Source organism: Paenibacillus sp. FSL F4-0087, from assembly GCF_038020215.1.
In the GTDB taxonomy this organism is placed as follows: Bacteria; Bacillota; Bacilli; order Paenibacillales; family Paenibacillaceae; genus Paenibacillus; species Paenibacillus taichungensis.
In genome coordinates this window covers 4,009,313-4,022,403 of record NZ_JBBODJ010000001.1, presented here as the reverse complement: position 1 = coordinate 4,022,403, position 13,091 = coordinate 4,009,313, and the positions used below count along the sequence as shown (strand labels likewise).

Below are 13,091 nucleotides of genomic sequence, written 5' to 3'. Positions count from 1 at the left end.
TAAAGAAAGAGATTACACAGAACTTTGGCCTATATAAAAAATATAAAAAGGTACTCACAGCCGGAACACCTTTTTAGGGTAAAGTGTCCAGGCTATGAGTACCTTTTGCTAATCAGAGAATTCGATTATCCGCTTCAGAGCTATGTAGAAGTCAGGATGATTACCGTTCCCATTCCATGTATACATGCAATACGAAGCTAAGCTTCGTCATATTGGTTTTCAGACCATTCCTTAAAACCATACGTCCTGCATTTCCTCTGCCGGTTTGGAGCGGCGCAGGCGGTTCCGGAAAATATTAAAGCCCTTAATAGAGCATCCCCGGTTGCGGACCCGACGTTTTCCGTTCATCACAAGTTCCCCCTTTCGTCTGGAATGCTACATACTTACCCCTGCTTTCCAGCTTTGAAACGTTTCCATATTCTTCCGGTCAGAGAGAAGTCCTATCGAATCTCGGACGGACTTTTGCCGGTGTACTGCTTGAACTGACGACTGAAGAAAAAGATATCGCGGTACCCAAGGGCATCTGCCACTTCGGTCACATTCATGCCAGTGTGCACCAACAGATGCTCGGCCCGCTCAATGCGCATGCGAATGATATAGGATTGCACGGACGAACCAATCAATTCCTTGAACTTAATCGAGAAGTATCGAGGCGATAATCCAGCCCTTGCAGCGAGGTCTTCCACGCGATGTGTTATCCCCGGATGCTGACGTACATAGTTAGCAACCTCCTGGATGACATCAGACAACTGGTTGCTCACCTTTTTCTCCACAGGAGATTCCGTGTCCGCGCGCAGCAAATGAATCATCAGCTGTTTCAGAATCAGTCGGCTCTCCTCATCCCGCCCATATACATCGGATAGAAACAGTCTTACATACCGAGCCAGCAAATGCTCGAATTCCACCGTTTCCAGTACCTCACGATAGGACTGGGGAACATCATTAACGGGTATATCTACATCAAAATGAATATACGTAAGTACCAACGGTTTTTGCTTATTATGTGTTGCAGTAGGATGATCGCCTGGCCTGAACAGAAAACAACTACCCTTGCCAACTTCATACGACCGGTCATTCAGCACAACGGTCCCTTCACCACTCCATACATAAAATAAGTCATAGTTTTGCATCGGTTTTTCCCGCTTCTGCCACTTCCATCCCGGTTCGCAGACAATTTTGGCGACGGCGGGCAAAATAACAAAAGATGACGGCGATGCCTGCAGCATGTCGCCACTCCCCCTTGAAAGTTAATCTCTTTTGCATACTGCATCAAAAATGATGAGATATGTGTTTATATATAATTTCTGCTCCTGCTGGAGCGAAACGCCTTATCCCATTATACAGCGGAATTCACCGAAACGAAAATGTGCACTTCTCCCATGCTAACCGCATTCTTCTTATCCCCTCTTGAATCTCCCCTTTCTCCAGATGTGCAAAGCCAAAACACACAGCCGGATGACCTGAAGTAAGCCGATAACGCACCGCATCGCGGAACAGGACACCTTCTTCCTGAGCCAGTGCCTTGAACCGCTCGTAACTGTTGATATCCCCTTTCCACGTAGCATAAATATGCAATCCAGCATCTCCAGGCTGCATGATGAAAGGTTCCGGTAATTCCCGCTTCATCTCACTGACAAAAAAAGCATGCCGTTCCCCATAGAGACGGGTTAACCTTCTTAGATGGCGCAAATACCCTCCTCGGGCCATAAACTTCGCAAGTGCACGCTGCTCCAGAAGGGCTGGAGGTACGGGTTCATACAGTGCTTTTGCAGCGATCAGTGGCTGCACCAGACTGGGTGGCAGAACCGCGTAACCAAGCCGGAAGGATGCAACCATCGTTTGTGAGAACGATCCGACATAGATGACCCGTTGTTCACGATCGAGTACTTTGAGCGGTTCAATCGGCCTACCTCCCCAGCGAAATTCACTATCATAATCATCTTCAATAATGACGGCATTTCGCTCGGAGGCCCATTCAAGTATGGCTCTCCGTCTATCCAGGCCAAGGACAGCCCCTGTAGGAAACTGGCGGGTTGGTGTCACAAATAACGTCTGTGCTTCCCAGGACTGCGGAACAATCCCCCCGGTATCTACTTCCGCTGGAATAATCTTTCCTCCGCAGGACCTAACGGCATGAGCGATTCCCTGATATCCCGGATTTTCCAATACGACAGCGGCCCCCTCAGGAATAAGCAGCTGCGCCAGCAAAGTGATGCCCTGCATGGAACCACTAAACAGCACGATCTGTGATGCCTCAGCCTGAATGCCTCGTGTCCACCTCAGATGTGATGCGATGGCCTCACGCAGTTCAGGGTCTCCGGCAGCACCACTTTGTTCATGCGACCCGCTTCGATGAACGGCGGCCAGCGCACTTTTCCATTCCGCTTGTGGGAAATGCTCGGCAGGCATACGCTGTACATGGAAGTTGATGACTCGTTGCTCCGGTGCAAGGGCTGACGTTTGTTGCTTTTGATTCTGAATATTCAGCGTACTCACCCGCTCTCCCCATGGAGAAAGTTGAATGATTGCCTCCTCTTCCTCATGTTCCTGCGCTGTTAAGGTGTCCGAAACAAAAGTTCCTCTCCCCCTATGTGCCCGCACATAACCATCCGCGAGCAGCATGTCATATACCTGGGCCACGGAGCCGCGTGACATTTCATATTGACGTGCCAGCTCTCGGGTGGAAGGCAGTCTTGTGCCTCCAACCAGCGTCCCTGCATGGATGGCGTCACGCAAAGCATGGTACAATGCCTCGTATTTGTAACGGTGTTGAACCACGTATGAATCCATAGGCAGCCACAATTCCATCGTGCACCTCTTTTTCCGAAAAAATTGGTCTATTAAAGTGAATGTAAATTGGATCTTTTTATATGTCAATGCAGGTTCTATTGTTATGGCTAAGGTACAGCGATCTTATCCACATGCCATTCAAGGGGGAACACCGATGAGAAGAAAAGAATTCAATGTAGATGAAGAGCAGGAAATGATAACATTTCTGGATCAATGCTCCTTTGGTTTTCTGGGAACGGTCAGTCCAGATGGGCAGCCAAGGGTAACACCGCTAAACTTCGTATATATGGACGGTTGTTTTTATTTCCACGGCAGTCTTGCAGGAGAAAAAATGAAACAGATCAAGCAGGATTCCTCCGTCAGTTTTACCGTTGCAGAAGAGTTTTCCCTGATTCCATCTTATTTCAGTGATCCCGAGTTAGCTTGTCCGGCAACTTCTTTTTTCAAAAGTGTAATGGCATTCGGACAGGCAGAGCCGGTTCAGGATCTGGATATCAAGGGCAAGGTTCTTCAACGTTTTATGGAGAAACTCCAACCGCAGGGCGGATATATCCCCATTAATGCAGCTGATCCCCGCTACAAGGGTAATCTCAAAGCGGTTGCTGTGGTCCGCATTGTTCCTGAACGGGTCAGTGCCAAGTTCAAATTTGGACAGAACCTCTCGGCTGAACGCTTTGATCATATTAGCGGCGAACTGGAACAGCGTAACGAAGGACGAGATGCGGAAACTGCCGAAATGATGCGGAAATACTGTCCTTTTCATCAGAAATAACATCCATTTTCTATCGTATAATCAATCGGGAGAAGTGACATTAACCTCACTCAAAAACACCTGCAACAACGCGGTAAAGTGATAAAACTGTCATTATGCGTAATTTCCGTGACGGGGGCAATGTAAGGTGTTATAATGTTAGGCAGTTGAATCCCAAAGACTTGGAAGGATGAAAAGAATGAATCCACTGGCTGAACAGTTGAACGAAAGTATTCAGGCAGGCAGCAGTCACGTCTACTCCATGCTGTCGCAGCTCGGCAAAGAAATCTATTTTCCAAAAGAAGGTATCTTGAGTCAGTCTGCTGAAGCAGCAAGTCTGGCCAAAACCTACAATGCTACGATTGGTATTGCCCTGGAGGGCGGTGTGCCGATGCACTTGGCTGTTATTCAGGATAAGCTGTCTGCATACCAACCGAAGGATTTGTACCCTTACGCTCCGCCTGCAGGAAAGCCTGAGTTGCGGACCGTATGGAGAGACAAGATGCTGAAGGAAACACCTTCCCTTGAAGGTAAAACGTTTGGTAACCCCATTGTGACTAACGCATTAACTCATGGACTGAGTATCGTAGCCGACCTGTTCGCCGAAGAAGGGGACGCTGTTATATATCCGGATAAAAACTGGGAAAATTATGAGCTAACCTTCGGAATTCGTCGTCATGGCGAGTTAGTTCATTATCCCCTGTTCGATGATCAATTGAACTTTAACAGTGCAGGCCTGCTAGAAGCGTTGCTTGCGCAGAAGGACAAAGGCAAAGCCATCGTGCTGCTGAACTTCCCGAACAACCCGACAGGTTATACACCTGGAGCTGAAGAAGCAGATGCAATCGTGGATACGATTCGTCAAGCAGCTGAGGCTGGTGTGAACGTTGTTGCTGTGACAGATGATGCCTACTTTGGTCTCTTCTTCGAAGATTCCATTCACGAATCCCTGTTTGGCAAACTGGCGAACCTCCACCCACGTGTGTTGACTGTCAAAGTTGACGGTGCCACAAAGGAAGAATTTGTATGGGGCTTCCGTGTTGGATTCATCACGTACGCTCATGAAGATGCTGCAGTTCTCCATGCTCTGGAGCAAAAAACACTCGGTATTATCCGGGCAACCATCTCCAGTGGTCCGCATCCTTCCCAAACTTTTGTATTGGATGCGCTGAAAGCACCTGAGTTTGAAGCACAGAAGCTGGAGAAGTTTGAAATCATGAAAGGCCGCGCCAACAAAGTAAAATCCATCCTCGATAGCGGTAAATACGGTGAGGTATGGGATTACTATCCGTTCAACTCCGGTTACTTCATGTGCCTGAAGCTGAAGGATGTCGGCGCAGAGCAGCTACGGACCCATTTGCTACAGAAATACGGCGTCGGTACTATTGCGCTGGGTGAAGCCGATCTGCGAATTGCCTTCTCCTGTATTGAAGAATCCGGACTGGAAGATCTGTTCGATACGATTTATCGTGGAGTTTTGGATCTACAGACAACTTAATTTATATGCAATAATGCTTATCCAAATAAATAAGTCAGGGAGCGGACTTGCATCCGTTGCCTGACAAATATAACCCCCTTTGTATCCTGATGAATGCCTCTAGATACAAAGGGGTGTTTTGTTTTCCAACCTGAAAACGTATGGCTATCTTGACGGGCAAATGCCCAAAACGAAGATTTTCAGGCTCTACCGGGCAACGGCCCAATCAGCCTATCCCCAAGGCACATAATATACGATGTACGCAAGGGCGTGCCTAACACCACTTGAAAGGGGAATGACCATATGTCTGGAGTAGTTGAAGAAACAAGAGGCGGTTATGGATGCGGCGGTTACGGTTACGGAGGAGGATTTACAAATACAGGTGCCATTCTCGTTCTGTTCATCTTGCTCGTCATTATCACAAAATCGTTCCTCTGTTAGTCCATACGTCCTCACCAGGATTCGGAACAAGGTAAGCTGACTGTAGCACAAAGAAGGGTATTCCGGGATACAGCTCGGAATACCCTTCTTTTGTTATGTTACGCAAGCGTCCCTAGTCGGCGTTGCCATTGGACGCTAACTAGTCATACGCCCAACCGTTCATTCATCCTCTTCTTCCTTCAACCACTTGTTCCCCTGAGAACGTCGCATCAAGTAGATGACCAGCACACCAAGGACCAGTGCTGCTATGGTCATGCTCAGTCCACTCCATCCCGCAGCCAGCATCGGCAACCACATAAGCAGAGCAACCAGCGCATGTAGATTCGAGATGAACCCTAGCACCTGGGATCGACGACTCTCTCCCGAGATGGGATAAATCATAATCCAGAACGATTCACTATGACTGCGTCGCAGCGCACCCAGTTGCACACCTGCAAGCAGCAGGAAGAACAGGTATACACCAATACCGAAATAACTGCCTGCCGTCCACCAGGACAGCAACATGCCCAGTACAACCAAGCGCACCACGATGGAGAACACTTCAGTTCGGATGAACGTTTTGGTAATCAAATAGCGATAGGCTTTTCCTGCATTCCACGGAAGACCACTCCCCCATTTGCTGAGCCAGCGACGAGAACTTACTTTTTGGCCTGATGAAGGAACATCTACGAACCATCCCAGCGTACGCATCACTCGTCCAGCCTGGCCCTTCTCGACCTGAATCAGACGTTCCCATGAAACCCGATGTTTCGAAGGGATACGCAGAGCAACGATATATACAACAGCCAGCAGCAGCAGGAACCAGATGCTGCGCTGTGGAGGCTGCCACAACCAGGCGGCAACCGCCAATACAGCCAATGCCCATCGGAGCAAACGATATCCTCTAGCGGCCCCAATTTGCACCATGCGCAGTTCCTGCCAAGCCCCATAGCTCGATAACCCTTTCCACAACAGGAGAAGCAGGATAAACCAGCCAAATGGCCTTGCATCCTGATCTGCTCGAACATAAAGCGGCCACAACGTTACAAATACGAGCAGCATACCCAAGGTTTTATAGATGATGCCACGAGCGAAGCTGTTTTTCAGATATTCGTGCATCCGATATTCCTGCGGACGTAAAAATACGATGTCTGCCGGATGCAGATATGTACGATAACTGCTAAACAGCACCAGGGGTGCCAGCAGCAGCAGCGTAATCCAGCGAATCGGAAATCCCGCCGGAATGTGCTGTACAAACGATGTATACCAGGCGGAGAACGCAATGACGAGAAATAAGAAAACCATGGCTACGCCGCTCTGAATGACATAACCCAGATAAGGAAGAATTCCATTCCAGAATCCCGTGCGTCTTTGCTTCCATAACTGCTTCAGATCCATGCTTAATCCCTGCCTTGTACAAGGGAATAGAACATATGCTCCAACGTGGCGTTCGATTCCCCGAATTGAGTACGCAGCTCATTCAGCGTCCCTTGAGCAATGACCTGTCCTCGGTGCAGGACAATAAAACGGTCACAGTAGTTTTCAATGGTGGACAGAATGTGTGAACTCAACAAAATGGATGATCCCGAAGCCTTCATTTCAAGCATAAAATCAAGCAAAGAGCGGATTCCGAGCGGGTCAAGTCCCAGGAAAGGTTCATCAATGATATAGAGTGGCGGACCTGCCACAAAAGCACACATGATCATGACCTTTTGCCGCATACCTTTGGACAGGTGGGTCGACAGACTTGTGCTTTTCTCATTCATGCGGAACAAGTCCAGCAGTTTCTCCGTACGCTTTTTGAAATCAGCCTCAGAAACACCATATGCTCTGGCCGTAAACTCCAGATGCTCCATGACTGTCATCTCGTCATACAGTTCAGGAGATTCCGGTACAAAGGCCATGGCAGATTGATATACCTGTGGATCTTCGTCCCGCTTCTTGCCCATGACCCGCACTTCTCCCTGTTGAGGGGTCATCAATCCTAAAATATGCTTCATCGTAGTACTTTTGCCAGCACCGTTTAATCCGATCAGTCCGACCATTTCTCCGCGTCCAACTTCCAGATCGATGCCGTGGAGGACCGGCCGCTTGGCACTGTATCCTCCGCTTAGCCCGTTGATTTTCAATACGGGTGGTTGAACGTTATCCATCTATCCCTGCACCTCTTTCGTCAGGTTTTATTCTTCAGAGCGTGTCTCTTTACCTTTGCTCCATTTGGGAGCGCCCTTGTTCTTGCGATCCTGGTCCCGTTCAGTTCTGCCAGTATTGCCAGCTGGCTTGCTGCCCGCCGGACGTTGATTCGAAGCAGCAGTTCTAGCACCGCCATTGCGGCTCGCCTGACCAGGTCTACGATCCCGGGACTGCCCTGGTTTTCTAGAGAAAGAATGGCCTTCAGGCCGCGTATCCGGACGTGGATCAGCCTCCAGCACTTTACCCCCGAACAATACACGTTCCGGCAATTCGATTCCAAGTTCCCGCGCAAACTTGCGCATAATGAAAATTTGCGTTTCGTCCACGATCGACAACACAATACCACTGCGACCCATACGACCTGTTCTTCCTGCACGGTGAACATAGTGTTCCGAATCAAATGCAGGGTCATAGTTAATGACCATAGGCAAACCTTCAATATCCAGCCCCCTGGCTGCAACTTCGCTCGCGATCAATAGTTGCAGTTTTCCGTTACGGAAAGCGGATAGCACGTTGCTACGCGTCACTTTGTCAGCATCGCCATACAGCGCAGCTGCGGAGAAGCCCAGATGATTCATTTTCGCTTCAACCTCGCCAATATCCTCGGTAGCATTCACAAAAACGATGGCGCGATCCGGGTTATACTGTCTAACCAGACGGCGCAGCATATCAATTTTGTTGCGGTTTTCTTCCACAAAATAAAAATGCTCAAGTCCCGCCGCAGTTGCCCGGTCCGGTTCAATTCCGATCTGTACCGGCTCTTTCATCTCCCGCTTCGCGAGTCCAGCAGTATGTTCATCAATCGTTGCTGACAAGAAAATAAGCTGACGGTCGCGCAGGGCACTGCGCAATACGAAGTCCACATCACTTACCCCGCCGAGCTGGAATACCTGGTCTGCCTCGTCAATAACAATCGTGGAGACATTGTGCATTTTCAGCTTTTTCAGCGTGATCAGTTCCTTCAGACGTCCTGGCGTTCCTACAACCAGTTCCGGGTGTTCACGCAGCTTCTCGATCTGACGTTTTACTGCGGCGCCACCAATTAGCCCCAGAACGCCAATTTTGCGTTCTTCTCCATATCGCTGTGCTTCCCGTACAATCTGCATCGCCAGCTCTTGTGTAGGAGCTATGATGAGCTTCTGTGTTCCTTTTACATCACTTTTGATGGATTGCAGCAGTGGCAGCAAATAGGCGAGTGTCTTGCCTGTTCCCGTCTGAGATTTTGAAACCACATCGCGACCTTCCAAAATAACCGGGATCGTCTGTGCCTGTACCGGTGAAGGTTCGTTGATGCCATGTTTGGCGAGTACAGCCTCAAGATCCTGTTCTACGCCAATTGAAGCAAATGTTTGATTCGTCATGTATGTCCATCCTTTAAATTTATTCGTTATGACGCTATATACATTCAACTAATAAATATTTACACTAACACTCCGATGACAGAACAACCTTCCGATGCAGCTTTCTTTCAGAAAGCTTTTTGGCGAAGTGGATGCTTTCGAAGTAGCTTTCTTGCAGAAAGCTTGTAGCTTCGCTTCTTCAGGTTATTTCTGTCCTCTCCGTTATCGTGTAAATGTTTAGTTGAACATATATAGCCCTGCTTGTACTAATAAAACCGAAGCCTGTCATCACATTACCTTTCATTATATGCGAAAAAAGCCTACGGACCAAATCTTATTCATGAAACATGTCTTTGCAGACAAAAAAAAGAAAAGCCCCTCGGCGGAGCCCTTCTTTTATCCGATATATGATGCCCATTGTTGCATCTTACTTCTGATTCATTACACCGTGCGACAGCCTGTCAGCGAGACGCGGAAATAGCTGATACAGCCACACTCCAGCCGAAGCCAGTCTGGGCAGATTCACTTCTTCCTTGCGCTTCTTCATCGCACGGATCATATGCCCCGCAACCTCTTCCGGCTTCAGCATCATCCAGCGTACATTATTAACATAGTTACCGGAGGGGTCTGCCCGTTGGAAGAACGGTGTATCGATGGGTCCGGGATTAATGGTCGTTACCGTGACTCCAGTCTTGCGAAGTTCCTGGCGCAGGGCATTGCTGAAGCCAAGTACAGCATGTTTGGTTGCCGTATATGAAGCGGATTTTGCAGTTCCGATCTTGCCAGCCATGGAAGCTACATTCACGATTTGTCCTCTGCCTCGTTGTAACATCTGCGGCAGTACTGCCTTGGTGCAGCGAACAATGCCCATGTAATTAACGTCCATCATCTCATCGAATTCCTGCACAGACATATCCGTCATCGCTGCAAATTTTCCGTAACCAGCGTTATTCAGCAAAATATCGATTCGTCCGTATTTCTGCAACATCGCATCCACGGCTGTCTGAACTTGCTCAGTATTCGTTACATCTAACGTGAGTAGTTCATGTTGCCCTTTCAGCGAAGCACCAATCTCTTCCAGCTTGTCCCGCGAGCGGGCAGCCAGAATCGGGATGGCTCCTTCTTCTATCAGCATCTGTGCACAGAGCGCACCAATTCCGCTCGACGCACCTGTGATAAAAACAACCTGATCTTTCAACATACCCGATGTCCTCCCGTATTGAACACATATTGCCCCAAGAGGCGTATGGTTCTATTCTACGAGATCATCACTTGAATATCCATCTCACCGATTCCGTCCATCAGCAAAGGAATACTCAATGCTTTCGTTGCACTAAAAGAACTCACGTATTCGGAATTCATCACTTGTGGAGGTGTAATATCAACAACGACACCCTGATTGGACAGGATGGTACTTGCATTGCCGCTAATCATATTGCCAAGTTCAGAAATAGCACTTTTACTCATTTCGTCCATTTCTGTAATGACAAAGCCGCCCATCATGGCAGAAACGATTTTCAATGCTACCGACTCTTGTATTCCAAACACGATGTTTCCGCTCAGTTGTCCAGTCATTCCGATCACGATCCAGACATGGTCTGCGATGTACTCCACATTTTTCACGCCAAGACTCCCGGTGGAAGGCGAAACCTGGATGAGCTGTTCGAATACGTTCCGTGCGGATTCCAGGAAAGGATTAATCACTTCCGCTTTCACTGTCTAATGTCCCCCTTACACTGGGTTATTGGTCACACACCAAAAGTCCCATATTCATAAATTTATTATACTTTATCACGTACAAGAATTCACCAAGAATTCGGCAAGGCATGTGTACTATAATTTATCGTCATCCGCGGGGCAAATGTTTATAGCTGATTCTAGCGAAAAAACGAGGCTTTTCGCATCTGTTGCAAGAACAATTGCCATGAAGAGGCATGGCAAAAGGCATTTAGGACTTTTTTACTGTTTCTTAAAATGTTGAAAATTTAATTTCTTGAAATAAAATTAATTTCTCGTTCTTATGGACCTCCCCAAATCCATGATGTTCCCTTCATTGCCCTGCTGTCCTGAATCACCTATAATTTAAGGAACGGAACAATGACCAGTTACGGGATTCCACCTATGGATAGACAGAAGACATTTTACGTGCAAGGAGGCCATACATGAATATCAGTCAACTGGAGACGCTGATTACCATCTCGAAAACGATGAGTTTCCGCAAAGCCGGAGAACTTCTAAATCTGACTCAACCTGCCGTCTCGGCCCAAATCAAGAGCCTGGAGGATGAATTCAGTACCGTTCTTGTCGATCGGAACCAACCGGTCACCCTTACCGATCGCGGACAGGTGTTTCTTCAACATGCCGAACGTATGCTGGACATCGTGGGTGAGCTGAAACAGAAGCTGATGGATCTCGATGAGACTCCTCAGGGACATATCAGACTAGGTACAACCACGTCCATTGCCATTCAGATTTTGCCACGGGTCTTATCCTACTTTCAGGATCAATTTCCACTCATCAAAACCAGTATCCAATCCCTGCCTTCCTCCCAGATCTATACCCAGGTCGAGAATGGAATGGTAGACATCGGTATCGGTTATCTCACGGAACGGAATCCTAACCTGAATACGTCCGTGCTGTATTATGATACTTTCGAACTTGTCGTATCCCCATTCCATCCACTGGCAAAGCAAAAGCATGCGGCGGTGGATGTCCTGCGCAGCACACCTCTGATTTTGCTATCTCCGGATACGGTAGGACGCCGCTTTACGGAAGGCATTTTCAAAAAACATAATATTGAGCCCAATATCGTTATGGAGTTGTCGAGCAGCGAGGAAGTAAAACGGATGGTTGAGATTAATCTCGGGGCAGCCGTTATATCCAAACAATCCGTTGCCCACGAGTTACGGCAAGGCACACTGCGCATGATTCCACTCAGTGAACTGGAGGTCAGTCACCCTGTCGGAGTCATTTACAAATCAAGTCGTTATCTCAATTCGGCTATGCAGCAATTCCTGAGCGATCTCAAAGGCATGCCGGAGACCCAGTTCATCAGTTCAGAATGACAAATGAGCCATGAGAAAGGAAGGATTTCCATATGAAATTTGATCTTCACACCCATCATTTTCGTTGTGGTCATGCAGACGGCAATATTCGCGACTATATTGAGGCAGGTATTCAATCTGGACTTCAGGTCATCGGTATCTCAGATCATACACCTTACTTTGGAAGTGACGAGGAGCAGGCTTTTCCCCGGATCGCGATGGGCAAGTCGGAATTGCGTCATTACGTGGAAGAAGTTCTGGCTCTGAAGGAAGAATACGCGGGCAAAATTGATGTGCTGCTTGGCATTGAATCCGACTATTTCCCTGTCCATGCCGATTTGTATCGCAATACACTGGGGCAATATCCTTTTGATTATATTATTGGTTCAGTTCATCATACGGAAGATGTCAGCATATTCAACAAAACCCGCTGGAACGGATTAAGCGATGCGCGTAAGGTTGAAGTGAAAGAGAGTTACTATGCTTTGATTCGGCAATCGGCCCGAAGCGGTATGTTCCAGATTCTCGGACATATTGATGCCATGAAAGGAAATTATCCACCTTTCTCGGATATTATCGCGGATCAAGCCATCGATGAAACGTTGCAGGTCATTGCAGAATCGAACGTGGCTATTGAAATTAATACGTCAGGTAAAACCAAACTCAGTGGGGGCTGGTACCCTTCCGATGCCATTCTGGAGCGTGCGCATCATTATGGAGTGAAAGTGACTTTCGGATCAGATGCCCACAAACCGCAGCGTGTTGCCGATGAACTGGATGACGTGCGTACACGTTTGCAAGAGATTGGATTCACCGAATGGGTATACTTCAAGCAGAAACAAATGCAAGTTGTACCGTTTTAAACATAGAACATCACAATAGCCCTCACGGCGTAAAAATAACGCTGTGAGGGTTTTTCTTTGTATCCTAATATAAAAAATGTTATATAAGTTCAACTAAATATTTACACGATAGCGGAATGTAGTTCTGTATCGGAGTGTTGGTATAGAAATTCCATAGTTAAACTTATATAGACAAAAAAAATGAACCCGCTAAGTGCGGGTCCCAACAGCATT

The 13,091-nt window shown here is 47.7% G+C and carries 12 protein-coding genes; 5 read left to right on the top strand and 7 right to left on the bottom strand.

Translation table 11 applies throughout. The features are described from left to right. Nucleotides 1-440: 440 nt before the first annotated feature. Nucleotides 441-1,226 carry a helix-turn-helix domain-containing protein gene (locus tag MHB84_RS18540; protein ID WP_076290876.1) on the bottom strand — a complete coding sequence of 262 codons (786 nt, stop codon included), beginning with the start codon at nucleotides 1,224-1,226 and terminating at the stop codon, nucleotides 441-443. A 124-nt stretch (nucleotides 1,227-1,350) separates the two neighbouring features. After that, nucleotides 1,351-2,808, bottom strand: coding sequence for a MocR-like pyridoxine biosynthesis transcription factor PdxR (gene pdxR / locus MHB84_RS18535; protein ID WP_076290877.1), 1,458 nt, complete (start codon nucleotides 2,806-2,808; stop codon nucleotides 1,351-1,353). A gap of 136 nt (nucleotides 2,809-2,944) precedes the next feature. Between pdxR and MHB84_RS18530 the strand changes: the two genes are divergently transcribed. From MHB84_RS18530 to MHB84_RS18520, 3 genes are all read left to right on the top strand, one after another. Further along, nucleotides 2,945-3,562, top strand: coding sequence for a pyridoxamine 5'-phosphate oxidase family protein (locus MHB84_RS18530; protein ID WP_076290878.1), 618 nt, complete (start codon nucleotides 2,945-2,947; stop codon nucleotides 3,560-3,562). A gap of 178 nt (nucleotides 3,563-3,740) precedes the next feature. Then, nucleotides 3,741-5,039 carry an aminotransferase class I/II-fold pyridoxal phosphate-dependent enzyme gene (locus MHB84_RS18525; RefSeq protein WP_076290879.1) on the top strand — a complete coding sequence of 433 codons (1,299 nt, stop codon included), beginning with the start codon at nucleotides 3,741-3,743 and terminating at the stop codon, nucleotides 5,037-5,039. 282 nt (nucleotides 5,040-5,321) lie between these two features. Next, nucleotides 5,322-5,459 carry a hypothetical protein gene (locus MHB84_RS18520; protein WP_162842448.1) on the top strand — a complete coding sequence of 46 codons (138 nt, stop codon included), beginning with the start codon at nucleotides 5,322-5,324 and terminating at the stop codon, nucleotides 5,457-5,459. 159 nt (nucleotides 5,460-5,618) lie between these two features. Here the strand turns inward: MHB84_RS18520 and MHB84_RS18515 are convergent, their stop codons facing one another. From MHB84_RS18515 to MHB84_RS18495, 5 genes are all read right to left on the bottom strand, one after another. Continuing rightward, nucleotides 5,619-6,836, bottom strand: coding sequence for an ABC transporter permease (locus tag MHB84_RS18515; RefSeq protein WP_076290880.1), 1,218 nt, complete (start codon nucleotides 6,834-6,836; stop codon nucleotides 5,619-5,621). 2 nt (nucleotides 6,837-6,838) lie between these two features. Then, the gene (locus MHB84_RS18510; protein ID WP_076290881.1) at nucleotides 6,839-7,591 is read right to left on the bottom strand and encodes an ABC transporter ATP-binding protein; all 753 of its coding nucleotides are present in this window, start codon (nucleotides 7,589-7,591) and stop codon (nucleotides 6,839-6,841) included. Nucleotides 7,592-7,618: 27 nt separating this feature from the next. Beyond that, nucleotides 7,619-8,992 (bottom strand): DEAD/DEAH box helicase, encoded by a 1,374-nt coding sequence (locus tag MHB84_RS18505; protein WP_076290882.1) that lies wholly within the window; start codon nucleotides 8,990-8,992, stop codon nucleotides 7,619-7,621. 406 nt (nucleotides 8,993-9,398) lie between these two features. After that, entirely contained in the window at nucleotides 9,399-10,172 is a 774-nt protein-coding gene (locus tag MHB84_RS18500; protein WP_063566081.1) for an SDR family NAD(P)-dependent oxidoreductase, read from the bottom strand. A gap of 56 nt (nucleotides 10,173-10,228) precedes the next feature. After that, on the bottom strand, nucleotides 10,229-10,687 hold the full coding sequence (locus MHB84_RS18495; protein WP_063566082.1) for a chemotaxis protein CheX: 459 nt from the start codon (nucleotides 10,685-10,687) through the stop codon (nucleotides 10,229-10,231). Between the two features lie 446 nt (nucleotides 10,688-11,133). Between MHB84_RS18495 and MHB84_RS18490 the strand changes: the two genes are divergently transcribed. Together MHB84_RS18490 and MHB84_RS18485 are read left to right on the top strand one after the other, a co-directional pair. Next, on the top strand, nucleotides 11,134-12,036 hold the full coding sequence (locus MHB84_RS18490; RefSeq protein ID WP_076290883.1) for a LysR family transcriptional regulator: 903 nt from the start codon (nucleotides 11,134-11,136) through the stop codon (nucleotides 12,034-12,036). 32 nt (nucleotides 12,037-12,068) lie between these two features. Next, nucleotides 12,069-12,878 (top strand): histidinol-phosphatase, encoded by an 810-nt coding sequence (locus MHB84_RS18485; protein WP_063566084.1) that lies wholly within the window; start codon nucleotides 12,069-12,071, stop codon nucleotides 12,876-12,878. The last annotated feature ends 213 nt before the right edge of the window (nucleotides 12,879-13,091 follow it).

What these genes read in the sequence shown, in the direction of transcription:
- MHB84_RS18485 (WP_063566084.1), top strand. Translation starts at nt 12,069, where the DNA reads ATGAAATTTGATCTTCACACCCATCATTTTCGTTGTGGTCATGCAGAC.
- MHB84_RS18525 (WP_076290879.1), top strand. Translation starts at nt 3,741, where the DNA reads ATGAATCCACTGGCTGAACAGTTGAACGAAAGTATTCAGGCAGGCAGC.
- MHB84_RS18510 (WP_076290881.1), bottom strand. Translation starts at nt 7,591, where the DNA reads ATGGATAACGTTCAACCACCCGTATTGAAAATCAACGGGCTAAGCGGA.
- MHB84_RS18500 (WP_063566081.1), bottom strand. Translation starts at nt 10,172, where the DNA reads ATGTTGAAAGATCAGGTTGTTTTTATCACAGGTGCGTCGAGCGGAATT.
- pdxR (WP_076290877.1), bottom strand. Translation starts at nt 2,808, where the DNA reads ATGGAATTGTGGCTGCCTATGGATTCATACGTGGTTCAACACCGTTAC.
- MHB84_RS18540 (WP_076290876.1), bottom strand. Translation starts at nt 1,226, where the DNA reads ATGCTGCAGGCATCGCCGTCATCTTTTGTTATTTTGCCCGCCGTCGCC.
- MHB84_RS18515 (WP_076290880.1), bottom strand. Translation starts at nt 6,836, where the DNA reads ATGGATCTGAAGCAGTTATGGAAGCAAAGACGCACGGGATTCTGGAAT.
- MHB84_RS18490 (WP_076290883.1), top strand. Translation starts at nt 11,134, where the DNA reads ATGAATATCAGTCAACTGGAGACGCTGATTACCATCTCGAAAACGATG.
- MHB84_RS18520 (WP_162842448.1), top strand. Translation starts at nt 5,322, where the DNA reads ATGTCTGGAGTAGTTGAAGAAACAAGAGGCGGTTATGGATGCGGCGGT.
- MHB84_RS18505 (WP_076290882.1), bottom strand. Translation starts at nt 8,992, where the DNA reads ATGACGAATCAAACATTTGCTTCAATTGGCGTAGAACAGGATCTTGAG.
- MHB84_RS18530 (WP_076290878.1), top strand. Translation starts at nt 2,945, where the DNA reads ATGAGAAGAAAAGAATTCAATGTAGATGAAGAGCAGGAAATGATAACA.